This window comes from Halobacillus sp. 12SKB (genome assembly GCF_052941655.1).
Window position 1 is genome coordinate 3,627,082 of the sequence record NZ_JBRFWR010000001.1, and the last position, 25,993, is coordinate 3,653,074.

Genomic DNA, 25,993 nt, shown 5'->3' on the forward strand with positions numbered 1-25,993 from the left:
TTGCCTCTTACTCCCCTTTCCCGTCCTTTTTCTTCAATGTAAATTTCATGCCGGCCTCACCAGAAAAATCCACAAACAGCTTGGTCGCTCCTCCAGAATCAATGGCCCCTGCGATATGTAATTCAATCGTATCCAGCTCAAACCCATGAAAAGAATTGACCAGGTCCGTCAGTTCATCCGGGAAAAATTCCAAATACTTTTCGCTGGATGTATTCGAGATCGATGCTTCTTTTTGTTGATCAGGCAGCATAAACGTGATCTTTTTTTCTTCACTCATCCGTACACCTCCGCTTTTCCATGATCTTCATTCTTACCCACAGCCTTACTTGTATGTAGATTTATTTCATCTTCTCGTGAGCGCATTCCTCACATATAAAGGTCCCCTCATTTCTTAGATAGGCCTTTATTTCCGTAAAACCTTTTCTCTTAGGGTAACGCATCTTCACAAAAACCACTTCATCTTCTTTTATTTCTTTTTCGCAATACGTGCATTGAGGTTTCTCCCAAATCATAACCATACATCCTCCTCTTACAATACTTTCTATAATCTACACGAAAATCCTTTATAAAAAGTTGCTGGTTCATCACAAAGAACCCCAGGCAACGATTTTTTGCCTGGGGTCATCAGTAGCTGCACTAACCAAACGTGTACCCATCAAATACCTTCAGACCTTCGTCATTTAATACTTGTTCTACTACTACAGGCTTGAGTGGGCTTTTAGCAAATACCTCTTTACAGGAAATCATAATGTTGTCCCCTGCGATCTCTGCTAATTGATCGTGGGTGACACTGTAAACCATTTTACCAAGATTAGACCAAACCATGGCACCTGAACACATCACACAAGGCTCGCAGCTGGTGTACAGGATGTATTCATTCAAATCAAACAGCTGGTTCTCTGAACAAAAATCCCTGATCAGTCCTATTTCTGCATGATAGGTAGGGTCTGAGTGTGTATGTACTTTGTTCTCAGCCACTTTCACAATATCATTGCCTTTAACCAGGATTGCGCCAAACGGTTCGTTTCCTTCTGCTCTCGACTTTGAAGCTTGTTCGATCGCTATTTTCATGAAATATTCATCGTTGTGCGTCATAGAAGCCCTCCATTTTCTGTTGAATTCTTCTTCATTATATACGGTGTACAATTTTCTTGCCATCGTGCTTGATATACCCTATTAATCACGTAAATTCCTCTAACCATTGTTCTACACTCCATAATAATCACCGCAAAGACTCTGCCACAAACAAGCCCGTTTTTCTATGCTGAATAGAAACAAAAAACAGACGCCCTGACAGGAGGGCGCCTGCTCTAACATTAATACAGTTTTTGCAGCGCTTCTTTATCAAAGGCTAACAGATCATCCGCTCTACCTTCACGGACTTTCTTCACCCATTCAGGATCCATCAATAAAGAACGGCCAATAGCTACAAGATCGAACTCCTCCCGGTCCAGTTTGTCCACTAAACCATCAAGATTTGTTGTACCGGCACCAGAAAAGTCTGTGAAGACACCATCCAGCCCGACAGAGCCTACGGAAATGACCGGTTTACCTGAGAGTTTCTTCGTCCAGCCGGCAAGGTTTAAATCGGAACCTTCAAATTCAGGCTCCCAGAACCTGCGGGTTGAGCAGTGGAACAGATCCACCCCTGCTTCTACAAGTGGCTGTAAGAAACGTTCAAGCTCATCTGGCGTGTGAACCAATTTCGCCTGGAAGTCATTCATCTTCCATTGGGAGAAACGGAAAATGATCGGAAAATCTTCTCCGACTTCACGACGGCATGCTTCAACGATCTCTACGGCAAACTGCGTGCGCTCGACGAAATCGCCGCCGTAACGGTCGGTACGCTTATTGGTGTTTTCCCAGAAGAACTGGTCGATCAAGTACCCATGAGCCCCGTGAATTTCGATCGCATCAAAGCCAAGGCGCTTCGCATCGGCGGCTGCTTTGGCATAGGATTCCACCAATGCCTCTACTTCTTCTGTCGTTAATGGTTCGGTCACTTGCTCCCCATCCAGGCTCAGACCTGATGGACCTACAGGCATGGCCTCTTCATTCGGAAGGTCGCCTTTGCTGCGAGTCATTCCTACGTGCCACAGCTGCGGAGCAATTTTACCGCCGGCCTCATGTACTTGTTTCACCACATCGGCCCAGCCGTTCAGCGCCTTTTCTCCGTGAAACACAGGAATATTCGCACCAGAGACTGAAGCGGGATGGTCGATTCCTGTCCCTTCTGTAATAATCAACCCGACTTCATTTTCGGCACGTCTGCGGTAATACGCAGCCACTTCCTCATTAGGAATGTTGCCGGGAGAAAATCCACGTGTCATCGGGGCCATCACGGTCCGGTTCGGAAGATTTAATTTATCACTCGTAAATGTTTCAAATAAAGGTTTTGTTGTTGTTTGGTTTGTCATTGATCTGCCTCCTTTTGTAACGGTATTTTTTATTATTACAGATAAAAAATAAGAACGAAAGCAATCTGTTTCTACCCGGCACATTCATTCCTTCACACAGCGGGGCTAAATGAGAAGTCCTACTATAATTGCAACGTTGATCCTCATCGGCCCTGCCCCCATGGACGATCACCATACTTTTGATTTCAAGTAAATACAAAAAAGGAACCTCCGCATCGGAAGTTCCTTTTTCACTGTCCGTCCATATCAATGGAATAAACCTGATTCTCTTGATTTTTTCATTAATTTTCTTGATTTATCATGCAGTGGTCCTTTCAAGAAGATCCCAATGGCAAGGAATAGCCCGGCAAACGCAGATAAGCGGATCACGTCTGTTTTAACGCGTGCCTCAACGATGCCTCCAACCGCTTCCCTTAATAAGTCGACCGCGTAGGAGAACGGCAAGAATGGATGAATGTTCTGGAAGAATCCCGGAAGTAAAGCGACCGGATACGTTCCCCCTGAACCGGCAATCTGCAGGACAAGAAAGACAATCGCCCCTGCTTTCCCGACATCCCCAAGAACGGATACAAGCGTAAACACAATCGTCATGAAAACAAAACTAATCCCAAGGCCAAACAGCACAAAATAAAGGGATTCAGCAATACCAATCTTTAATAAGAACAGATTACCTAAAGTAACAACCAAGGTCTGCAGGAAACCAATACTTACAAAAGTCGCCAGTTTACCGAGATACTGTTCGTAGGATCGGTACTCCGACGTATGGACGGGTTCCGTTGATAAAAGGGAAACTAGTAGAAGGGCTCCTACCCATAGCGCAAGCACCGTGTAAAACGGCGTCATCCCTGTTCCGTAATTTTCAATCGGAAACAGTGTATTTTTACTTAGACTCACCGGCTCCTCAAAAAAGCTTTGCTCTGCTTCAGGATCATTTTTCAGAAGCTCAATGATTTCATTTATATCTGTTTCTCCCTGGATATCCCGAATTCGGTCAGCCATCTGATTGACTTTCTCGTTCACATACGGATATTCATTTAACATATATTCAAGAATATCCTGCCCTTCCGCCAGATTGCTTTCTGTACTTCCGAGGATCTGCGAGATCTGTGGAATCGTAGATTGAGCTTCCGTCAGAATACTTCGGGCATCGGCAAGCGTCTGCTGAGCCTGATTGATTTCTTCGAGGACTCTTGGCTCAATATTTTCATTGTACTCTGTCAGGAAAGCATCGATTCGATCAGCAGTTTCGCCGGATTTCTCTTCCAGTGTCGTCAGTGTGTTATCAATCTCTCTCTGACTATCCTTGAGTTGTTCTTCAAGCTGGCCGGCATCATTCTGAACATTCTGTAACCCTTCACGAATGCGCTCGACCTCTGTTAACGCTTGATTCACCGTTTCCTGAGACACTTGAGAACCAGCCTGCTGATTCTCTTCCCCGTTTTCAGGACTCTCTTCACCATTCTGTTCTTCCTGCTGTTGCTGCTGCTCCTGAATCTGCTTCAACAAGTTTTCCACTGTATTCAGCTGCTCCAGCGCCTCATTCGTCCGTTGGTTAATTCCATCTTTCAATTGCATGACGCCTTCTAAATCAAGGTCCACAGATTGAACATCAGTAATGAAGCTGTTGACATCTTCTGCCGTCTGCTTAGCTTTTTTCAAGTCAGCTTCCACTTGAGGCGCAACTTCATTTAACCGCTGTTCTGCTTCATTTAAGAAACTTGTTGTCTCATCAATGGTGCCAAGACTCTCGCGGGTCACTTGATCTGCCCGGGGCAGAAGTCCCTGCACATCGTTAATGATCGAAGCCGCGTTTTCTGAATCATCATAAGCTCCGGAAATCAGATCATAAATTTCCGGGAGATTTTCCTCAAGCTTAAAGACGTATTCTTCAAAACGTTTGATATCAGGAAGATCTTTTTCAAGTTCCAGACCAAGGTCGTTAAACAATTCTGCGACTGTGCCATTCACTTCTGAAACAAACGCATTAGTAATCTGATCTACAATGACACTGGCACCCTTTTCTGTAATCTTTGGTGCAATAGCATTGATTTTTTCATTGACATAGTACTCGACTTTGGATTTTTCCGGTTGATCACTGACCACTGTACCGAGTTTCTCCGAAAAGGTATCCGGGATGACGATGACGGCGTAATAATCCCCGTATTCGACTTTACCCATAGCCGTTTCCCGATCGGTAAACTGCCAATCAAAGCTGTCATTATCTTTTAATTCTTCTACTAAATCTTTCCCTACATCAATTTCCGTATCTCTAACGGTTGCCCCTTCATCCTCATTGACGACCGCAACAGGCAGCTGATCGGTCTGACTATAGGGATCCCATGAAGCCTTAATATTAAACCAGGCATATAAGGAAGGCAGAACAATCAATCCGCCAATCAAAATCATAGCCACCCAGTTTGTTGAAATACTCTTCCAATCTCTTGCGAAAATTTTCCATATCTGTTTCATACATGTTGCTCCTGTAAATAAAATAATCAGGGCTGATGCATGAAACGGTTGATCATGATCCTCCTTAGGGGCTATCCTGAGAGAATTTCATGATATACTCCCGTTCATGCATCAACCAGGAAATGAAATCTATTAAGAACCGGCCCAGACATCTTTCGCCAGACGTCCAGACTGTTCTAATTCTTCTAACCACGAAACAGCTTCCTGCTCACTAACTTCATTGAGATCACGGTAACACTCCACCAGTGTATGCGTGACTTCAGGAGCCATTTTGCTGCCATCCCCACAAATATAGAGACGGCCTCCCTGATCTAATAGAGAAAGGATCGCTTCCGCATTTTTCTTCATCACATGCTGGACGTAAACCTTTTCTCCATCCGTTTGTCTTGAAAAAGCAGTATGCAGGTCGATCAATCCGAGGCGTTCTGCTTCTTTCAATTCTTCCTCGTACAAAAAGTCCTGTTCCGGATGACGGCATCCGAAATAGAGGTGCGCTTCGCCGAGCGTCACTCCATCCTGATGCATCGCCTTACGAGCCTGGATGAAGCCTCGGAAGGGAGCGATTCCAGTTCCCGGACCAACAAGAATCATCGGTGTTTCAGGGTCTTCCGGCAGTTGGAAGTCTGATTGAGGGGTACGGACGAAACAGGCGATTTTATCTCCGGCTTCCCGTGATGCCAAATAGTTCGAAGCCACGCCTTCATACTGGCCTGTCCCGCTCCAGGCCTCTCCCCTGACAACACTGACCGTGACACTCGGTTGATGAGCCTCAACTCGAGGGGAACTGGAAATCGAATAATAACGCACTTTCAAAGCTGGAAGCAGGGAAATGAATGGCTCAAATTCCATCTCACAGGATGGATAGGCTTCTAACAGCTCGAGCATCGTTTGACGTTTCTTTAGAATCTCGGTCTTATAGGTTTCATCCTCAACGAGCTGCTCAAGCTCGATTTTGTGAGGTGGGCAAGGGTTGCTCGCTGCAAGCGCACGGATCTGCGTCCTTGTTGCAGGCTCTTGTAATTCCACGTAGGACGACAACAACTGCAGAAGTTGAACGGGTTGTCCTGTAGGCAGATGGGAGGCGCGGCCTGTGCCTTCGCTCAAGATCACATGCTCTTCTCCTTTGAGTCCGAACCGGTCGAGCACACGGTTTACCATGGCCGGCGTATTTTCCGGTACGACACCCAAGTGATCCCCTTCCTGGAAAGTCATCCCTGCAGGAAGTTCCACCTCCACGTGACGGGTGCTGCGTTCGGCATCCTTCAACAGTTCCTCGTTCTCAAGGACAACGGCAGTGAAGGCATCATAGGTGCGCGCCACAGGTGTGTAGCTCGTTCCGCTGACGAATTCCATGGAAACGGGACTCGAGGCCTCCTGTCCTTCTTCCAAGTCCAGGCTGAAATGGTCAGCTAAGGCCGGCCAAAGCTTCTCTTCCCATTTTTCCAGATCGCCATCAAAATCTTCGTTGGCATCTCCTTCTCCCCGCTCAAGCAGACGGAAGGCTCCTTTCGCATCGAGCTCATCATCGATCGTTGAAGGAACCCGTTGATACGTGCTCGCCCAGTTCCGGTCTCCGCATCCGAAAACGGCGTAGGTTACCCCATCGAGGTCTGCTTCCTCAGCTGAAGTCAGCCACTGGACAAACGAAGTCGCATTGTCTGGCGGGTGGCCGTTATAGGAAGCGGAAACGATCAATGTCGCTCCTTCTTTCGGAAGATTTCCTGTCCATTCATCAAGCGGAGCCGTCGTTACAGCAAACCCTTGATGACGGGCCGTTTCCGCAAGCTCGCGGGCCACGCCTTCGGCGGTTCCCATATTCGATCCGAACAGGACAAGGAATGGCGTACCATGAGACTCACGTGCAGGCATGTCTTTGGTTTCACTCTTTTCATCCGCCTCTGGTGTTTGGAACCCGGTGAATGCTCGTCTGGATTTCACTTTCATCGTCAGACCATCCGGTTTGAACGTCAACGTTTCTTTGATGTCCAATTGATAATCCGTATGATCTTCAAGATCGAAATGCTGTAAAATCATGCCGAGAACGAGAGTCGCTTCATGAAGGGCAAACTGCTGTCCGATACACGCACGCTGACCATTACCAAAAGGCTTGTACGCGTGATGAGGAATGCTTGCTGGATTTTCAAATCGTTCCGGGTTGAATTCCTCGGCATCCTCTCCCCAGACCTTGGTATCACGGTGAAGCTCCGGGATGAGCAGTGTGAACGTGTCTCCTTCTTGCACCTCATATTCGCCATCAAGGCTTGTCTTATCTTTTGCATACACAGAAAATGCAGGAGCAGTCGGCCATAGACGTAACGCTTCATTCAAAATCATCCGTACATATTTCAGCTGTTTCACCTGTTTAAAGGAAGGGGTATCATCACCCAGCACTTCATCTACTTCCTGATAGGCTTTCTGTAACTTGTCCGGATGTTTCAATAGATAATACATGGCAAAAGAAAGCAGTCCGCTCGTCGTTTCGTGTCCAGCGATGAGGAAGGTGATGATTTGGAAGCGGATATTCTTATCATCCAGGGCTTCGCCTGTTTCAGGGTCTTTCCCTTTCAGCATGTGCCCAAGCAGATCGTCCTCCCCCTGATCTCCTGCCTGTTTTCGTTCTTCGATGAGTTGATCGACAAGATTGAACATGTAATCGATATCTTCTCTGAACTGTCGCTTGGATCGGACCATCAGCTTATCCTGAATGCCCAGGCGCTGCGTCTGACTCATGGATTCATCCAGAGCACGCACCATTTTTTCAATGAAAGGATGCGCATCTTCCCGATAGAAACTGTTGAATCGATAATTGAACCCGCACAATCCGATCGTATCAAGCGTCAGACGGGTCATGTCATCGGGAACGTCCACTTCTTCATTGGGATTGAGTCTCGCCCACTTTTGAACCAGCTGTGAAGCGAGGTCGATCATTTTGTCATGGTAACCTTTCATCGCCTGCTGACTGAAACTCGGCAGCAGAATATTATGAGCTTTCTTCCAATTCGGCTCATCTGTTCCACTTGTAAACAAACCGTCTCCGCCAAAAGCACGCACCTTTTGGAGAGCAGGACCCACCTTTTTATCAAAACGGGTCTCGTCACAGATCTCAGCAGCAAAACGGGCACTTGAAATAAACGTACTGGTCCGTCCCGGAAATTGGATTTGAAAGATCGGGCCGAGTTCACGGGCATGCTTCATGAACGACTGTACGGGTTTTTCCTTATCAATACTCGGCAAATTTCCGAGCGGTCCATAAGACTTAGGTTGTGGAAGATTTTCTGTATGATTCATAGTTACCCACCTCTTTGATGATAATTGTAGATACCGGAATGAATATTCATTCCGTTTATTGTAAAGGAGACACTGTCTCCTTACTCATGATGACGCACAGCATCCCAGCAACTTTCTTCGACACCGGCTAACAATTGATCCGTCGCTTCGATCTCACCTGCACGAATCAATTTGAACAGCTCAAGAAACCCGCCGAAGATGATAGCAATCAACGCTTTTGACGGCAGATCCCTGATGATTTCTTTTTCTTTCCCCTCATCAAGGAATTCCTGGAGAATCATCAACAAATGGTTGAACTGGTTCTTGCTTGTTTCATCAAGAAAGTAGGCGGCGTTATGAGTTTTAATGAAATAAAGCGCATGCTCATGCTCGTTTGTAAAGCGCACCATCCCTTGAAACAAATGATGAAATTGATCACGGATTCCTGCATCCTTGGGATATCCTTCTTCAAGGGTCTCTGTGAACAAGCCTGTGTAATATTGAAACAATGTATTGACTAGAACTTCTTTGTTCTCAAAATAGCGGTAGATCGTACCCGCCCCTACTTTAGCATCGCTCGCAATCATCGGAATCGTCGTTGCATCGAAACCGCGTTCGGCGAATAGTGACAGCGCACTATGGAAGATATGATCTCTTTTATTTGTGGATGTCGGCATATAAACATCCTCCCTCCTATGCGGAATGAACATTCATTCCTAACTATTCTAGTATATATTATCTTACCCTTCAATCAATCGAATGACTCATCATTTAAATTTTTAGCATTCCTTTACTTCATAACCCCAAAATAAAAACGGTGCCAGCTCCCGCTCTTTACTGTTGTAAAAGAGCTTAGCGCTGACACCACTTTTGAATGATCATTAGATTTGGGCATGCTGTTTTTTCGTCGTCAATGTGAAAAAGATCACCGCACCAATCGAAGCGGTCGTAAACAGGATCGCCCCCATCGGTACAGCTGTAGTCTCATCAAGGCCGACAAGGGGGGAAACGGTCGCGCCAAATAACAAAGGCAGCATACCGAGTACCGCACTGGCACTCCCGGCCCGGTGCCCCTGATGCTCCATCGCCAACGTGAACGTACTTGTCAGCACCATCCCCATCGCCGTCATGTAGATGAAAATCGGTATGACAATCGAATACAACGGTCCTTCAATGATGGTCATCGCCAAAAGAAAACCGGTGGCACTGACGGCAACAATGACAGCGGTCCGGAGCAGACTTCTTTCATGGAAAATCCCACCGAGGCGGCCGACTAAAAAGCTTCCGGTAATGATTGCGAGTCCGTTAATCCCGAACAGGACACTAAAGGCCTGCGGGGAGACGTCGTAGATGCCCTGGTAAACGAACGGCGTTCCGGATACATAAGCGAAACTCCCGCCATGGACAAAACCGATCGTCAGCGCATAGCCGATGAACGAGCGGTCTTTCAACAGGCGTCCGATCGTCAGGATCGATTCTTTCACAGAACTCGGGATTCGTTTTTCTACCGGAAGGGTTTCCGGTAATTTTCCCGCGACAGTCAGAACAATCGCAATACCTACGATACTTAAAAAGAAAAAGATCGTCTCCCAGGTGGCGAATGGTAAAAGTAAAATGGCTCCCCCTGTCATCGGTGCGATCATCGGAGCCGTCGCATTGATCACCATGAGTAAGGCGAAGAATTTCGTCAACTCTCTCCCTGAAAATACGTCACGCACGACAGCTCTGGATAGGACGACGCCGGCAGAAGCTGTGAACCCCTGGATGAAACGGGCGATCACGAGCACCAGGATATTCGGCGCAAGCGCACAAAGGAAGGATGCCAGTGCGAAGAGAGAAAGGAAAACGATGAGCGGTTTCTTCCTCCCCTGCGAATCACTGACGGGACCCACGACAATTTGACCGACGGCAAGTCCGATCAAACAGGTCGTCAAACTGAGCTGAACAAGAGAGGCACTCGTCTCTAAGTCGGAGGCGATCCCCGGGAAGCTCGGCAGATACATATCAATGTTCAATGGCCCTAGAATCCCGAGCATGCCAAGTAGAAAAGCAAGCCCTAATCTTTCTTTACCTTTTGGATTATGTAACACATGAAACACCTTCTTCTATTCAATCTAAAATTATAACTCCTTGAATCATGTCCCCAAGTTCTTCAAGCTGTTAAACATTGATTTTATCTTCATTTCTCACGGAAGTCTATGCAAAAGCAAAGAAAAACCGTCCCATAAAATATTTATGAACGGTAGGTCGTTCAGCCGCGTACTTGATAATACTCTTTAACAAGCTCCCCCATCACCTTGTTGGTGCGAAGCGCTGTTTTTCCGGTGCTTGGACACGTCCCTTTTCCGAGCAGCTCATCCACAATCGTCTGGATATGGTGCTGTTGAATATGTTTCGGACGCTCGATGTAAAAAGACTCTTCCCCTGCATCTGTGACAAGGACAACCGGTTTGTCATCAAAGGTGGAAAACTGGATCTCTCCTTTTGTTCCAACAATACGGTTGTCATCCTCATTCTTATAAGAAGAGAAATTCCATACGCCTGTTCCCACCGCACCGTTTCCAAATTTCCATACACCACTGACCGTGTCTTCCGCTGGATAGGAATCAGCAAGGTTCAGCCCAAATCCTCTCACATCTGTCAAAGGCCCAAGCAAGTAATCGAAGAGATCTAACGTATGAGAACCGACATCGTAGAATAAGCCTGCTCCGCTTTCTTCCGGGATCACCCGCCATGGCCAGTTTCCATTCTCATCTTTGGCGACGATTTTCTGGGTCTGCTGCATAGACGCGAAGCGTACATCCCCAATTGCGCCTTCATCAATCAGTTCTTTCACTTTCAAAAATCTCGGCAGTGACCTCCGATAATAGGCTACAAATAAAGGTACACCATGCTCTTCACATACACGGACCATTTCTTCACATTCTTCCTCGCTGTTGGCCATCGGTTTTTCCACATACACGGGCTTTCCCGCTTTGGCTGCCATGAGGGTATATTCCATATGAGAAGAAGGTGGTGTTGCAATATATACCGCGTCCACTTCGTCATCATGGATTAAATCTTCCGCCTGGTCATACCATTGAGGCACGCCGTGGCGCTCCGCGTAGTTTTTCGCTTTCTCTCCATTTCTTCGCATCACCGCTTGAAGAGAACTTTGATCGATCTTTTGAAAAGCGGGACCACTTTTCACTTCCGTCACGTTCCCGCACCCGATGATTCCCCACTTGATCGTTTTCACTAAAATTCCTCCTCTTCATTCTTTTCGTAGAAGTCGATGTCTGCCCCCTCGTATGTTCCCACTTTAGCATAGGAAATGGCCTGTACCAAAAACTAGTAAAAGATTTCCGATTCATTCCGAGTGGGATATGAAAATGAGAAAAAACTACGACGAGGACTATTTTTTCAAATCACTCTCTTTCGATTTTTTTCGACATTTTACATAAAAAGCGTTTTCAAACTTGAAAAGTTGTACTACACTACTTGTATACAAGTATACAGAGATGAACAAAACGAGGTGAATACATGAAGGATTCTAATGAATTTTTGTACCCACGCCAATGGTTATCCAAAGCATCCGCTGGTGAACGCGTCGCCTGCGAGCTCCGAATGCGAATCATTTCGGGCACGGTTGAAAGCGGTTCAATCTTATCGGAGAATCAGCTGGCTTCCGAATTTTCCGTAAGCCGTTCCCCTGTACGGGATGCTTTGAAAGCCCTTGCTTCCGAAAATCTTATCCGCCTGGAAAGGATGGGCGCGCGGGTCCTCGATATAACGGAAAAAGAAATCCAGGAAATGTACGATGTCCGGTTGCTCGTTGAGAGCTTCGTCTTTGAGCGGCTCGTCCATATGGAAACAGGAGAACTGGTCAAAGATCTCAGCAAGATTTTTGAAATGATGAAAATAGCCATTCAATACAAGGATGCCGATGAATTTTCCAAGCAGGACCTGGAATTTCACGATACGATTATCCGTTCGATCGGCCATTCTCATATTCAGATGATTTGGAACAACCTGAAACCTACACTCGAAAGCCTTGTCCTCCTCTCCATGCGGTACAGATTTGAAGAGATGTATGAGGACTTTGAACGAATTATTGAGAACCACGAATTATACATTGAAGCCATTAATAAGAAGGATCGCGACCTTATGGTTCAATCCCTTCATCAGAATTTCGATGATGTCGCCAAAGGCCGCGTCGAAGAACTATGGATGGCACAGGAAACCTTTACTAAAGGAGTCGAAAAAGAAGATGACTAACTTCATGCTCGGTATCGACATCGGTACCACAAGTACAAAAGCCGTATTATTCAGTGAAAAAGGCGATGTCATTCAAAAGGAAAGCCAGGGCTATCCCCTGCATACCCCGGACATCTCAACGGCTGAACAGGATCCGGATGAAATTTTCCAGGCGGTTGTCACGGTCATGACCGCGATTATGGATGATCATCAAGACAAGAATATTTCGTTCGTGTCCTTCAGTAGTGCGATGCACAGCCTGATCGCCGTCGACAAAGACGGCCACCCTCTGACGTCCTGTATCACCTGGGCAGATAACCGAAGTGAAGCATGGACACAGAAAATCAGAGACGAATGGAACGGCCATGAGATTTACAGACGTACAGGCACACCGATCCATCCCATGTCTCCTTTGAGTAAAGTTACATGGCTCGTTCAGGAACATCCTGAAATCGATTCCATAACCTGCAAGTACATCGGAATCAAAGAATACATCTTCCACAAGTTTTTCAACGAATATGTGCTTGATCATTCGCTTGCTTCCGCTACTGGAATGATGAACTTGGAAAAATTGGACTGGGATGAGGAAGCGCTTCAGATCGCAGGGATTTCCCGGGATAAGTTATCCAGACTTGTACCCACGACGGAAGCGTTTACTTCCTGCAACCGTTCCCTTGCTCAGAAAATCGGAATAGACCCGGAAACTCCTTTTATTATCGGCGCGAGTGACGGGGTTTTATCAAACCTTGGTGTAAACGCTATCGGAAAAGGAGAAATCGCGGTCACGATTGGGACGAGCGGAGCGATCCGGACGATCATCGATCAGCCCAAGACCGATGAAAAAGGAAGAATCTTTTGTTATGCACTGACAGAAGATCACTGGGTCATCGGCGGTCCTGTCAACAACGGCGGGATGATTCTGCGCTGGATCAGAGATGAATTCGCGGCAGCAGAAATTGAAACGGCGAAGCGTCTCGGCATCGATCCTTATGAAGTCCTGACAAAAATCGCCGATGGTGTGAGACCAGGAGCAGAAGGCTTGATTTTCCATCCTTATTTGGCCGGGGAGCGAGCACCGCTTTGGAACCCGGATGTCCGTGGATCATTCTTTGGATTGACCATGTCTCATAAGAAAGAACATATGATCCGCGCTGCTCTCGAGGGAATCATTTACAACCTGTACACCGTCTACCTCGCCCTGGTGGAATGTATGGACACACCAGTGACACGGATTCAGGCAACGGGAGGTTTTGCCCGTTCCGACGTATGGCGCCAGATGATGGCCGACATTTTCGAATCAGAGGTTGCTGTACCGGAAAGCTATGAAAGCTCTTGCCTCGGGGCTTGTATTCTAGGACTCTATGCAACTGGTAAAGTCGATTCGTTTGAAGTCGTTTCCGAGATGATCGGAAGTACCCATCAACATACACCGGTGGAGGAAGCCTCCCACGAATACCGCCAATTACTGCCGATCTTCATCGATTTATCCAGGAGACTGAGCAGTGATTATACAAGAATCGCCGAATACCAGAGACGTTTAATTCACAAGTAAAAAAACACAATATGGAGGGATCATCATGCCATTAGTCATGGTTGCTATAGGAATTGTCGCCCTGCTGATCTTAATTATGGGGCTGAAACTGAATACATTTGTTTCTTTGATCATTGTTTCGTTTGGAGTAGCGATCCTGCTCGGAATGCCGCTTGAAGAGATTGTCGGAACGATTGAAACCGGATTGGGCGGTACACTTGGACACCTGGCCCTGATTTTTGGACTTGGAGCCATGCTCGGGAAGCTAATTACAGATGCCGGCGGTGCGCAACGTATTGCTATGACGTTCGTCAACAAATTTGGCGAGAAAAACATTCAATGGGCGGTCGTTTCCGCGTCTTTCGTCATCGGAATTGCCCTGTTCTTTGAAGTAGGACTTGTCCTTCTTATCCCTATCGTCTTTGCGATTTCAAGAGAATTGAAAGTTTCTATTCTTTATTTAGGGATCCCGATGGCGGCTGCTTTGTCTGTCACCCACGGTTTCCTGCCGCCTCACCCTGGTCCAACCGTAATCGCCGGTGAATATGGCGCTGACCTTGGAGAAGTATTGCTTTACGGAATCATCATTTCCATCCCGATCGTTATCGTTGCGGGACCGATTTTCACGAAAATGGCTCAAAAACTTGTACCTGATTCGTTTACCAAACAAGGGGACATCACTTCCTTAGGGGAACAGAAGAAGTTCGACCTTGAAGATACACCAAAGTTTGGCATCAGTGTCTTCACAGCTATGCTTCCGGTCATTCTGATTGCGATTTCCACGATCATTACATTGATCCAGGAGATGGCAGGGTTTGAAACCAACTCGTTCTTATCCATTATCAATTTAATCGGTAACGCTTCAACAGCCATGATCATTTCCCTGCTTGTAGCGATGTACACGATGGGGATCGCACGGAATATTCCTGTGAAAACCGTCATGGAATCCTGCTCCACGGCGATCTCTCAAATCGGGATGATGCTCCTGATCATCGGGGGTGGCGGTGCGTTTAAACAAGTATTGATCGACGGAGGTGTCGGTGATTACGTCGCAGAACTATTCGAAGGTTCTACTATGTCACCGATCGTACTCGCATGGTTGATTGCAGCTATTCTTAGGATTTCTTTAGGTTCGGCTACGGTTGCAGCCTTGACCACTGTCGGTCTTGTCATCCCACTATTAGGGCAGACCGATGTCAATCTGGCGCTTATGGTTCTTTCTACAGGAGCCGGGAGCTTAGTTGCCTCGCACGTCAACGACGCCGGTTTCTGGATGTTCAAAGAATACTTCGGACTCACGATGAAAGAGACTTTCGCCACCTGGACACTGCTGGAAACGATCATCTCTGTCCTGGGCCTTGCTTTCACACTATTACTGAGTTTGTTTGTATAAAACGGAATCGTGAACAAAACAAAGACTGTCGAGACTTTCTCGACAGTCTTTGTATTTGGAATCCTTTCTTCATCCCCATTTCAAATGACCAGCGGCAGACATCCAAATGTAAGAGCAATCTATTAATTGAGGCTATTGTACAAGCGCATTTGATAGATTTTCATAGAGTATCTATGTAAGAGACGTCTCCTGCACACATTCTTGTGATGAAGGAGGAAACATGATGAACTTCTTAAGAAACTTAGTCGCTGTGGTCATTGCTGTTTTGTTTTTATTGGCACTTTTGGTCGCTGTTCTACTAGGATCAAGTGAGCAACGCCAGATTGTCATTTCATGCATGAATGAGATGCTAGGAACGATCAGCTAAAACTTAGAGGGCTATGTAGGATAACATAGCCCTCTATATATCTAAATAGAAAGGGGACATGAATATGAAAAGGAAAAAACCAGCAGAGGAAAACACGCCTTCATCTAATGACCTGGATTTAGACAGCCTTCTGAAACTTGCTTCAAACCTTACCAATCAAGAATCCTTATGGAATCAACTTTCCCGGAACCCTTTAGCGGATGACTCGGATGATGTGGTTCTATCAGGCATCATGAAAGACATCTCTGAAGCCGCTTCTCATACATTCAGTGGAATAGAAGAAAAATTAACCGTTATGATTGAAGAACTGAAAAAATTGAACCATAACCTGGAATCCTTAAATACAAAGCTTGAACAATAATGAGGCGGGGGATGAACACTGCTCCCCTCTTTCCATAATAAAGAAGCGCCGATCCTCCGCGGGGATGGGCGCTTCTTGCTCATTGCTCAGGATACCTTTCGTTCAAAGGGTAAGGCGGGTATTTCTCCCTCTTTTTTTACCGCTCGCTCTCTATTAAATCAGCAATCAGAATATATCTTTCTGGTGCAGGGCCGATATAATCGAAAGGATAACAGGTAGAAACCGTCAACGTGGCCTTCGGTTTAGGAACGATGATCGTGCGGTCGTCCTGATCGACGATTCTCACCTTCCGGACCTTGTAGGTGAACACACCCGCTTCAGACTTGACGGTCAACCGGTCACCGACCCCTACTTCCCCCAGGCGGCGGAAGACGGTATCCCGGTGACCGGACAATACGGTATTATCCTGTTCCCCCGGGAGCACACTTCCAGCAAAGTGCCCCACCCCTTTTTCCAATTCATCCTCATCCGTACCATGATAGATTGGAAGACGTGCATCAAGCTTAGGAATGATGAGCTCCCCCATGTGATCCCCGATAGCCGGAACCGACGTGTACAAAGGGGCGCCGGCATCGCTGTCTGTTCCTTTAGGAGAAAGGCCTGATTCCTGTTCTTCTGACTCAACGACCGGTGCGGCATTGGTTTTATAAAGATAGTATCCTTTCACTAAAGGATGCAGGTTGGAACTTGTGTACCACCATCCGAATAAGATCAGTCCGACACCAACCGACAATAACAAAAAGCTCCTCTTACGGTGCTGCCTTGCTCCCATTTCTATGCATCCTGTCTACGGAAGTAAAGGACGAACCAGGCCCCGAGCCCCATCACACTCAGACCGGCGAACACTTTAGTAAGGTACCCTCCGGATGTTACTGGAAGACGCTCTCCCTTGACCGTTTTTTCAACGCTTTCAGGAGCACTTCCTCCCGTTTTCGCCTCGGTTTTCTCCGGAGCTTGCTGAGCCGTGACTGCCTGTTCGACCGTCGGCAGATCTTTCGCCGTCTCTTGAAGAAGCTCAGAACCAAACATCTCATTCGTCAGAATAAAGTCAGCTAAAAATTCTCCTTGAAGATTGTGTAGAACAATTTTCAAATCATAGCCCCCTCCATCTGTCATCTGAATGAGGTCGGCCAAAGTCACAGGCATTTCTTCTCCACTTTTCACGAGAAAGAACGTCGCATCGATCTCGAACAGGTCAAGCATCTCCTGCATGATCGATAGCAGTTCTGCGATTTGTTCCGCCGACAATTCAGTGGCAGACTCAAATTCTTCAAAGGCCATCAAGCGTTCGTACAACCCATCCAATCTTGCTTCTATGGCTTCACCATCGAGACTTTCCAAGTGAACGAACAAACGATCCAGTTCTTCATCCGATAGTCCAAAATCGCTGAACATATCTTCATAGTCAATATCTATTGTTGCTTCAATCAAGTAGAATTCAATATCATCAATAAACGTGTAATCTTCCACCGTTTCACCATATTCAGCAAGAATATCATCCAATTGCTGTCGGGTAAGGCCATAGTCATCCAGCAACTGTTGTAAACTTTCCTCTGTGATTACCGGACCAAGAAAATCTTTTAATTCTTCCAATGAATCAAAATCACGAATCTTCAAATCATAATACTCCCATAAATAAGTCTCCAACTCCGCTTCTGTCCAACGAAGCTCGGAAAGGTAGACCTCCAATTCGTTTTGATTCAAAGCTGCAAAACCAGCACCCGGAAAACTGCATACCAACATGACCACCGCGAGAAACAGCAACATCAACCTTTTCAATCGTCATCTTCCTCTACCATTTTATACTTACCAATCTATTATAATCGAGTGGTAGAGAAAAAGGATACAAATATTTTACAGGTCATCATAGATTTGCATTCGCACCTGAGCACCCTACCCGCTAAAAAGCACAGGCCATAGATACGGCCTGTGCTTTTTTAATTCAAGGGTATTGACCTCAGCCTATGAACCGATCTTGCGGCGAAGGATGTCCTTGGATTTGTAGAGGACTTCAATGTGTGTCCCCTCGACTGTGTAGTGGTCTCCGTCCAGCAGAAAAACACTTTCTTCTATGGCATCCCCGTCCCCCTCATTCGTATAAGAGGCAGCGGTTACCTCCCCGTCCGCCCACGCTCCCGTTCCTGTATAAGGAACGACTTCCAGGTACTTGATCGATTCTTCTCCCGATCCTGCGATGACCGTCACATCGATGCTCCGTTCATTAATAATGGCACGTTCAGCATTCAGCGAATCGAGAAAAGCGTTGGTCGTCTTCATTTGTGAATAAGGAAGAAGGCTGCGGTTGCCTCGATCATTCATGATTACATAGTTCTGATAATCGCTCCCAGGTAAGATATCCTGTAAACCTGGGAAGTGCTTATGGATGATATCCATCCGGTTCCCCTTGTAATGATGACTCAGATACTCCAAATACCACCGCATATAAAAGTGCACAAAGTTCATCTTACCCTTTGGCGCTGTCGGCAGTTCTCCACCGGTCCAATAACTGTAGTTCGGTGCTGAGCCGGCATTTGGTGTACAGAGTTGGATCAGCTGATCGACATCATTCTTGTACTCGTTCCCTTGGACATACGCCCTGGCAACTAAGCCTCCCATACTGTGACTGACAAGATTCACCCGTTTCGCCCCAGTCTGCCGCTTAGCGAGAGCAACCGTCTTCAGCAAGTAATGACTCGCGGAATGCTCTATTTTCTGACTCCAGTCATAAAAACAGATGAACAGGTTCTTCCCTCTCCGGTACCCCATCGTTTCCAACATGAGCACAAAAGGTTCATAAACCATCCCGGCAAGACCGAAACTCCACCCGCCTGTTCCAGGTATGATTTCATCACTCATCGAACCGAATAAACCAGGAATCACAATCAATGGGACGTGTTCTTTTCTCATGTTCCCCCTCCTCACCACCACTTCTTAAACTATATGAAAAGGAGGAGAGAAACATTTACCATCGGTCCTATTCCGCATGGTCTATTTTCCGATGCGGATGGGAACCATCGATTGGATGAAGGATTCTTTTAAAGGACTCTACCTCCCTTTCTGATGGTCGAATTATTTGACCATACGAAATTTCTCTTTGTCCAAGAAAACGTCTGCAGGTTCACTCGTTTGTTTCAACCCTTTCGCTCGTTTCAGCTTCCGCTTCGCTTCCAGCCCATAAACAATGACGTTGACGGCTAGTATCGTCAAAGCAAAGGCAGCCACAGGAGCAAGAACCATCCATGGGAAAGGTCTCATATACTGAAAGTTATCACTAATCATCCCCGCCCATTCGTTCGACATGGAAAAGGTTTCGGTTCTGGCTTCTCCTGTCATGACGTCGTATTCCATTACTCTCGTTTCAGAGCCTCCAATGAATACATTTAATAGTCCGAGGTGCGCAAAAATAATCAGAGACTGCCCGATCTGCTGAACAAACGTGATGAAGATTTTCGGGGTTAGGTAAGGCGCGATATGTTTTCTAAAGATGTGGAATCTACTTGCTCCCATAGTCCGTGCGCTATCGATGAACTCATTCTCTAAAGCGAGGTCTATTTCTTTTTGTACATATAAAGACAACACAGGTACACCTACAGCAATGATCACTAAACAAGGAAACACAATTTTCGTTGTCACATCATAGCTCCAGCTGAATGTTAAAACGACCGGGGTGATGAGCACATATGTAAAAATCGTGGCAGGAGCATAATGCAGCGTATCAGATAACCCTCGAAACAGACGTTTCATCGAAGCCGGAAGTAAAAATAGCAAATACCCACCAGCCACAGATAAAAGCATTCTTCCTACAGCAATGATTACCGAGAGTCCAATGGTATATTTCGCGCCCTCTATAACTTTAACGAGGTAACTATTCCCGTCAATATCACTCCCTAATGGATATTGGATCGAAGGGGGAAAAGGGGCCAGGGCAAGGATATTGCCTTCATCATCAAATAATAACTTCTCCGGTTCTGCCAGTTCAGGTTGTATGAAAAAGCTGTAAGCAAAACTTGCGGTCATTAAGCCAATAAGGTATAGAGAACCGATAAAAACCAAGGCTTTACTTGTATTAGTCAACCGTTACCCCTCCCTTCAAAAACTTCGACTCCAACCCCCATTGAATGATCGTAAACAGGATGAAAAACGGAACAAATACGAGGAATAAGCCAATCGTCAAAATTTCAGGATTCAATACACTGTGCTCATAAATGAACGTCATAAACCCATCAATATCAAAAATGATTTCCAACATCAGCAGATTAGCTAATGCGAAAGTGAAGATACTTTTAAAATGGTTGAATAAGGTCAGTACAGAGTTTCGAAACATGTGAATGAACAATATTCTCCACTTGCTCAGCCCTTTGCTTAACGCTAACTTCACGTACGGCTGTTCTTCTTCAAACTCAAAGGCTAATAACAAATACTTCGTTACATAAATGCCAGGAAGAATAGATAATACCAGCACAGGAAGTAACCATGGATCGCTGTCCATAGTACTTGTGATAGAAAAGAGGAGGATATTCGTATTTTTGTAGATCCACACGATAAGCAATTGAAGGACCAGGATAATAAAAATATCAGGCAGTGATTCCAGAACAAACAAGACCATTTTAGGGAACGCACGCCATCTATTGGATAACGACATGATCAGCATCGTGGTTAGAACAGCCACAACCAGACCAAGTGCCAACCCTAAAAGTAGATACATCATAGACTTGGTAAATAACTCCATCAACTCAGGAAAAAGCGGAAAGTACTTCCCACGATGATAGTATTCAAGCGCCCCACCTGTAAAAATGAGTCGTATGGTATTCCATATGTGTCTCCCATATTCCTGGACATTTAACACAATCGTATCGTGCAGAAAGAGTGTATTATTTAACTCTTTTCTTTCAATCATCAACAATACCGACATCTGAGCTTTCATGTTAAAGAATAAATAAGGAAGCGATCCAATCAAAAGGATACCCATGGATGTCAGGCTGAATTGGTAGATCGATTTCCGGAAGAATGTGAGAGTCACAGCAGGTCCTCTTTTCTCTTATGTACTATTGGAGAATTCCATATTATGTATTTTCCATTCCTATAATTTCTACATTTCCTCTCCCTTCTCCTTCTTTTGACTCCTCCTGGTTAAGTGAACAGCCGTTGGGTTTCTTTCTCATATAACTTTTAGAAACTACCTAAGGCTCTTATCCTGTAAATCGATCAGATGCAACTCTAATAAAACAAAGCCCTATTCATCACTGCGAATAGGGCTCTTGATATCCTGTTTATAATGGAACTTCTCTCACTGGTTAATTTAGGGAAAAAGCTGATTCATGAGGGAGATATCGAAGTTTTCCTTTTTATATCATCCACTTCCATACGGAGACGCTCTAATTCCTGCAGTAACTCCATCACCATTTCATCGCTCTTTCGCAGCTCATCATTCAAAGCAGTAATCGTTTCTTCCTCCCAGTTGAACGGATCTCCTTGTTCAGGAGTGATGGGAATATTCTCATAAACGATTCCTTCCTCTTCCTCTGTGGGTTTAAAGAAAATAGCGACTTCACAACCTCCATCACCTTTAGCAATCCGCTTGCGCAAGTTCACTTTCCCATATCCCATTCTTCTGGAAGCCACGCCACCAAATACACTGGACGTCATCATACATAAGTGCGGGGCATCGTGGACAGCTTCTCCAAAAGGACAAGCAGAAGCTTTCACAATAACACGGTCTTCATGAACTTCTGATATCTCAAAATGACCACCGATTGAATTTTTCAAGTCAACGATCACATGAGCATATTGATCAGGCGTCCATGCCTGTCCTTTTTCACTGTAAAAAGACTCCAGCCATTCTCCCGTTTTAATTCCTAATTGGCGGATATACTCCTCAACTTTTGACCCTACCGTCCGGCTGTGTAAGTGAGCGTATTGGACAATTAGTTTCGACAAGAATATCGTGCCGGTAAGCTTCATATTCTCTCTCAAGTCCTTCTCTCCTATCTTTTTACTTTTATTATATAAAAAAATTCAGAGAGTTCCTAATAAAAAATGAGCGTCTACTATGCCGGCTCTTCCTGCTTTTTCACCCTGAGCAGTTATGTACTGTGATTTCTTGAAAATAAGAGATGGAAATAGGACCATGCAGGCCGAACACTTTAAATCCTAATCCCGGAATTCTCTCCCCTTTTCAAGAATTCTATATATCCCTCAACATCAGGAGAACTATTAAGGATCAATACTCACTTTCCAATATCGAATACACTTCCGTATCTCTGAATTCGCCCTTGATCCACTCATTCTTTCTTAAAGTGCCTTCATATTTCATGCCCAATTTCTTCATCACCTTCTGCGAACCGATATTATCCGTATCACATCTGCCCTCGATTCGATTAAGATCTAACTGACTAAATCCATAGTGAACCAGTTCTTGAAGGGCTTCCGTAGCAATTCCTCTGCCCCAATAATCTTCCGATAAAAAATACCCCACTTCTACGCACTTATGTAGATTACTCCAATCAATAAAGGCCGCTACACCAATTACTTGACCTGTTTTATTCCACTCTATGGCCCATTCACCAGATTCACCTTTTTCGTACCCCGTCATGACCATAGTTAAAAACTCGTGGGTTGCCTCTCTAGACTCGGTGACTTCCCAAGTCATAGGATGCGCTACTTTAGGGTTGGAACAGAAACTAAAGACATCTTCTAAATCAGAAAAAGCCAGCTTTCTAAGTGTTAACCTTTCCGTTTTAAATTCAGGCATTTCTTTTAAATAATTCTCAACTTCCATATGATCCCTCCCCATATAATTATTCGAATCTTAAAAAAATAAATATTATGACAGCATATCGTTTTCTTGCATCATATTCAATACTTTTAGATATTCTCAAGATTAAAAATGAAGACCCTTGCTGTTTCTGAACAAAAGCCCCATTTGTTAAAAGGGTCAGTATTGTCCGACTTTCATTGGTCCAGCTTCAGTTAACCATTTATCAATGGCTTTCACAGAGAAATAGAACTCATTTCCAATCTTCACATATGGGATTTGGCTTTTTGTAACATCTTCACTAACAAACATTTGAACTTCCTCTTCTGTAACTCCAAGATAGTCTCCTAGCTCGGGTAACGTTAAGAATTGTTCTTCTTGGGCCGTTTCCGTATTATTTTCTTCCATACCCATCTGTTCTCCATTATTTTTTAATCCACTCGAAATTAACCAACTACCAATTACAATAGCGATGGCTAATGTAAAAATTGATGTAGACATTAAATTATTTTTCATTTTGCATCCCCTTTTTTTTCTTAAAAAACTAAACTGCTCCTTCAATTATACAATCTAAATCACTATAAACTTCTATGCTTATGAAATAAGAGCGACACTCTTTTCTTTTAATTTTTATGGACATGATCTTAAAGAGCATTTCTTCCCTGACAAACAAAAAAGGAATCGTGACTTGGTGCTTCACACTTTTACCTATCTCCTATCCTGCTCCTTCTTTGTGATGGGAAAAACCCCTCTCCACATCAAGGATGGTAACCAAACAGAAGAATCCTAAAAGATCGTTCCGCTAAAGAAAGGGTTCTCTTGACTTTGTTCTTTTGGCATTCTTTCATAGATCTTAGGGAAGAATAAATAATAGTGGCATAATTTGCCTGAATATAACAATTCTTATATAATAAAATATTATTATGTCGAAACTATTCCGCTTATGTCCTTTAAAAAACCGCATGTGTCTGCTTATATAGGTTTGTAAATGCTCTATAACATTATTCTCAAGGATATTCTGGTGGTTTATAGAAAAATCGAATCAAAATATCTACAAATTAGGAGGATTGGATGAAGAATAAAAGCCTGCTTATTGTTATTGCGATCATTTTGATTTCTAGTTTCATTGGCGGTTCCACCATCTTCTCCCAACCGAACGAAGCAGACATGGAAAAACGCGTGTCATCCAATATGAGAACGCTATACAAACCAACGAAAAAGACAGAAGTGAAAGAAGTGACAGAAGTTTCACTCGCAGCCGTTGGGGATCTGTTAATACATAAAGAAGTATACGATGATGCGAAGACTTCTTCAGGCTACGATTTCAACCCTATGTTTCAGGAGGTCACTCCCCATCTTTCAAAAGCTGATATTACATTTGCCAATTCAGAGAGCATCATGGGTGGGGCAGCCATCGGCGTTTCCACCTACCCTTCATTCAACACGCCCTTTGAATTAGGGGATACGTTAAAAGCTAACGGCATTGATATTGTTTCTATGAGCAACAATCACACCCTGGACCGAGGTATTCCCGCTATTGAAAACGCAATTAATCAATGGGATTTGCTAGGCATTGAAAAGGTGGGTTCCTACTTGTCACCGGAGGAAAGAGACACGATCACAACGATCGAAAAGAATGACATCACTTTCTCCTTTTTGGCTTACACCTATGGAACAAATGGAATTCCCACCCCTGATGGGAAGCCTTACCTGGTGAACAGGATTGATAAAGATCTGATTGCCTCTGATATCAAGCGAGCCTCCAGCGAATCTGATGTCGTCGTCATGAGTTTACATTTCGGCAAGGAATATGAAAGAAACCCAAGTGCTGATCAAAAGGAATTGGCAGCTTTTGCGTCCGAACAAGGAGCAGATATTATATTCGGGCATCACCCGCACGTGCTGCAGCCACCGGAATGGATTCAAAATACAGATGGGTCACAAAGTCTCGTTTTTTATTCTCTCGGTAATTTTCTCTCCGGCCAGGAAGAAAAGTACCGACGGATTGGTGGCATAGCGGGGGTGACTGTACAAAAAGTGAAGGGGATGGAGGGAACATCCATCGATATAAAAGAACCCCGGTTTAAACTTACGTATGTAGACTTTGAAAATGACCAGGACTTCAAAGTTCTCCCTATGAAGGAATTTAATGCTGACATGTTTCAGGAACTTTCCAAACACATGAAAACATCTATCCATGATCTATCGGTAAACTAAGTAAAAAACCGGCCGCTCTTCCTTAGAGCGTCCGGTTTTTTATTACTGAATAGGTTTCCCTTATTAATTTTTTGAATGTCTACGTAAAGGGGGTATAATCAAATACGCGTTTATTTTTCTGGATTTTTCGCTAATAAAAAGCCCAATTGTGCTATTAGAATCCATATAATAAACAATAGAATATTTTTTGATATGACATACCCATCGATAGCTAAATCGTATCCAGCCGGTATTAACATATCAGGTGACCTATAAATAACAATCAAACATATAATCGCTATTATTATGATGATAAAACCTAATATTCTTTGAAAATTAAAATTCATAGGGAGTTATTCCTTTTCATAATATTTTAATATTTAAGAAGTTTATACTCACCATAAGCAGGAGTTTTTACAGTGTAAGGTGTTTTCGACCTGACTACACTTCCCGTTTTAGTTACTCTGGTTCCTTTTTCTACATTATACTTTACTCTATACGCCATATAAACCCTGGAATATTTAGGTACATTTAAAGTGTAACTCTTTGCACTAGTCACCGTTTTACCTAATGAAAATCCTAAATTGGAATATCCCCCACTAGCTGAAACAGTAAATGTGGTTGTTCTATCAGATTTAATTGAACCGGTGTGGTTTCCTGTAACAACGTTATCTGATACTCTTCTAAAAGGTGACCATTCAGTATAAGTTGAAACATTTTCTTTTGAATATTTAACAGTTCTAATGATTGAGTTGGTTCCAACATCAAATTCATTTCCAGCTTTTAATGTTCCATCTGTTTCCTCTAGAAGGTTAGGTTCTTCTGGGTAAAAGACAGGATCTTTTAAAGGATCTTCTTCAACTTGAACATCAGCTTCATTTAAAATTTCTTCCTCAGCGTTTACTGAAGCACTAGTAGTACCTAAAAATGAGGTGAAAACTAGTAAAAACAAAAGCACTAGAAATACAGTCTTTTTCATTTCATCTTTCTCCTCTGAAAAAA

The 25,993-nt window shown here is 44.5% G+C and carries 24 protein-coding genes; 6 read left to right on the top strand and 18 right to left on the bottom strand.

The features are described 5' to 3' along the window. Positions 1–7: 7 nt before the first annotated feature. The 9 genes from ACQ4XT_RS18090 to ACQ4XT_RS18130 form a co-directional block, all read right to left on the bottom strand. Positions 8–277 (bottom strand): hypothetical protein, encoded by a 270-nt coding sequence (locus ACQ4XT_RS18090; protein WP_446854879.1) that lies wholly within the window; start codon positions 275–277, stop codon positions 8–10. A gap of 61 nt (positions 278–338) precedes the next feature. After that, positions 339–512: a Fe3+ hydroxamate ABC transporter substrate-binding protein gene (locus ACQ4XT_RS18095; protein ID WP_446854880.1), complete on the bottom strand. Its 174-nt coding sequence runs from the start codon at positions 510–512 to the stop codon at positions 339–341. A 124-nt stretch (positions 513–636) separates the two neighbouring features. Then, positions 637–1,095: a nucleoside deaminase gene (locus ACQ4XT_RS18100; RefSeq protein ID WP_446855740.1), complete on the bottom strand. Its 459-nt coding sequence runs from the start codon at positions 1,093–1,095 to the stop codon at positions 637–639. A 221-nt stretch (positions 1,096–1,316) separates the two neighbouring features. Next, positions 1,317–2,417: an NADH:flavin oxidoreductase gene (locus ACQ4XT_RS18105; RefSeq protein WP_446854881.1), complete on the bottom strand. Its 1,101-nt coding sequence runs from the start codon at positions 2,415–2,417 to the stop codon at positions 1,317–1,319. A 246-nt stretch (positions 2,418–2,663) separates the two neighbouring features. After that, positions 2,664–4,886 carry a YhgE/Pip family protein gene (locus ACQ4XT_RS18110; protein ID WP_446854882.1) on the bottom strand — a complete coding sequence of 741 codons (2,223 nt, stop codon included), beginning with the start codon at positions 4,884–4,886 and terminating at the stop codon, positions 2,664–2,666. Between the two features lie 132 nt (positions 4,887–5,018). Then, positions 5,019–8,174: a bifunctional cytochrome P450/NADPH--P450 reductase gene (locus tag ACQ4XT_RS18115; protein ID WP_446854883.1), complete on the bottom strand. Its 3,156-nt coding sequence runs from the start codon at positions 8,172–8,174 to the stop codon at positions 5,019–5,021. A gap of 80 nt (positions 8,175–8,254) precedes the next feature. Continuing rightward, a complete protein-coding gene (locus ACQ4XT_RS18120; protein WP_446854884.1) occupies positions 8,255–8,830 on the bottom strand; it encodes a TetR/AcrR family transcriptional regulator in 576 nt (191 codons plus the stop codon). A 204-nt stretch (positions 8,831–9,034) separates the two neighbouring features. Continuing rightward, on the bottom strand, positions 9,035–10,243 hold the full coding sequence (locus tag ACQ4XT_RS18125; RefSeq protein ID WP_160912561.1) for a Bcr/CflA family efflux MFS transporter: 1,209 nt from the start codon (positions 10,241–10,243) through the stop codon (positions 9,035–9,037). Between the two features lie 161 nt (positions 10,244–10,404). Further along, positions 10,405–11,397, bottom strand: a complete 993-nt coding sequence (locus ACQ4XT_RS18130) for a Gfo/Idh/MocA family protein (RefSeq protein ID WP_446855742.1) — start codon at positions 11,395–11,397, stop codon at positions 10,405–10,407. A gap of 278 nt (positions 11,398–11,675) precedes the next feature. On the opposite strand from ACQ4XT_RS18130, the gene ACQ4XT_RS18135 reads away from it, so the two are divergent. The 5 genes from ACQ4XT_RS18135 to ACQ4XT_RS18155 all read left to right on the top strand — a co-directional run bounded on the left by ACQ4XT_RS18135 (position 11,676) and on the right by ACQ4XT_RS18155 (position 16,041). Continuing rightward, entirely contained in the window at positions 11,676–12,410 is a 735-nt protein-coding gene (locus tag ACQ4XT_RS18135; RefSeq protein WP_446854885.1) for a GntR family transcriptional regulator, read from the top strand. Then, positions 12,403–13,941, top strand: coding sequence for a gluconokinase (gene gntK / locus ACQ4XT_RS18140; protein ID WP_446854886.1), 1,539 nt, complete (start codon positions 12,403–12,405; stop codon positions 13,939–13,941). Before ACQ4XT_RS18135 ends, gntK begins: the two co-directional genes overlap by 8 nt. 25 nt (positions 13,942–13,966) lie before the next feature. Beyond that, complete coding sequence (locus ACQ4XT_RS18145) at positions 13,967–15,313, top strand: GntP family permease (RefSeq protein ID WP_446854887.1); 1,347 nt, start codon at positions 13,967–13,969, stop codon at positions 15,311–15,313. 223 nt (positions 15,314–15,536) lie between these two features. Next, positions 15,537–15,680 (top strand): hypothetical protein, encoded by a 144-nt coding sequence (locus tag ACQ4XT_RS18150; protein ID WP_446854888.1) that lies wholly within the window; start codon positions 15,537–15,539, stop codon positions 15,678–15,680. Positions 15,681–15,744: 64 nt separating this feature from the next. Beyond that, positions 15,745–16,041, top strand: a complete 297-nt coding sequence (locus tag ACQ4XT_RS18155; RefSeq protein WP_446854889.1) for a hypothetical protein — start codon at positions 15,745–15,747, stop codon at positions 16,039–16,041. A gap of 136 nt (positions 16,042–16,177) precedes the next feature. Here ACQ4XT_RS18155 and srtD read toward each other — a convergent pair whose 3' ends face one another. From srtD to ACQ4XT_RS18195, 8 genes are all read right to left on the bottom strand, one after another. Next, positions 16,178–16,813, bottom strand: a complete 636-nt coding sequence (gene srtD, locus ACQ4XT_RS18160) for a class D sortase, LPxTATN-specific (protein ID WP_446854890.1) — start codon at positions 16,811–16,813, stop codon at positions 16,178–16,180. Between the two features lie 2 nt (positions 16,814–16,815). Further along, positions 16,816–17,820: a processed acidic surface protein gene (locus tag ACQ4XT_RS18165; RefSeq protein ID WP_446854891.1), complete on the bottom strand. Its 1,005-nt coding sequence runs from the start codon at positions 17,818–17,820 to the stop codon at positions 16,816–16,818. A 183-nt stretch (positions 17,821–18,003) separates the two neighbouring features. Beyond that, positions 18,004–18,948 (bottom strand): lipase/acyltransferase domain-containing protein, encoded by a 945-nt coding sequence (locus ACQ4XT_RS18170; RefSeq protein ID WP_446854892.1) that lies wholly within the window; start codon positions 18,946–18,948, stop codon positions 18,004–18,006. A gap of 162 nt (positions 18,949–19,110) precedes the next feature. Beyond that, the gene (locus ACQ4XT_RS18175) at positions 19,111–20,115 is read right to left on the bottom strand and encodes an ABC transporter permease subunit (protein WP_446854893.1); all 1,005 of its coding nucleotides are present in this window, start codon (positions 20,113–20,115) and stop codon (positions 19,111–19,113) included. Then, positions 20,108–21,061 carry an ABC transporter permease subunit gene (locus ACQ4XT_RS18180; protein ID WP_446854894.1) on the bottom strand — a complete coding sequence of 318 codons (954 nt, stop codon included), beginning with the start codon at positions 21,059–21,061 and terminating at the stop codon, positions 20,108–20,110. Before ACQ4XT_RS18180 ends, ACQ4XT_RS18175 begins: the two co-directional genes overlap by 8 nt. Positions 21,062–21,357: 296 nt before the next feature. Continuing rightward, a complete protein-coding gene (locus tag ACQ4XT_RS18185) occupies positions 21,358–22,014 on the bottom strand; it encodes a methanogen output domain 1-containing protein (RefSeq protein WP_446854895.1) in 657 nt (218 codons plus the stop codon). A 247-nt stretch (positions 22,015–22,261) separates the two neighbouring features. Next, complete coding sequence (locus tag ACQ4XT_RS18190) at positions 22,262–22,819, bottom strand: GNAT family N-acetyltransferase (protein WP_446854896.1); 558 nt, start codon at positions 22,817–22,819, stop codon at positions 22,262–22,264. A gap of 156 nt (positions 22,820–22,975) precedes the next feature. Beyond that, positions 22,976–23,311 carry a helix-turn-helix domain-containing protein gene (locus tag ACQ4XT_RS18195; RefSeq protein ID WP_446854897.1) on the bottom strand — a complete coding sequence of 112 codons (336 nt, stop codon included), beginning with the start codon at positions 23,309–23,311 and terminating at the stop codon, positions 22,976–22,978. Positions 23,312–23,866: 555 nt separating this feature from the next. Between ACQ4XT_RS18195 and ACQ4XT_RS18200 the strand changes: the two genes are divergently transcribed. Beyond that, entirely contained in the window at positions 23,867–25,012 is a 1,146-nt protein-coding gene (locus tag ACQ4XT_RS18200; RefSeq protein ID WP_446854898.1) for a CapA family protein, read from the top strand. A 352-nt stretch (positions 25,013–25,364) separates the two neighbouring features. Here ACQ4XT_RS18200 and ACQ4XT_RS18205 read toward each other — a convergent pair whose 3' ends face one another. Continuing rightward, on the bottom strand, positions 25,365–25,970 hold the full coding sequence (locus ACQ4XT_RS18205; protein WP_446854899.1) for a hypothetical protein: 606 nt from the start codon (positions 25,968–25,970) through the stop codon (positions 25,365–25,367). Positions 25,971–25,993 lie beyond the last annotated feature (23 nt).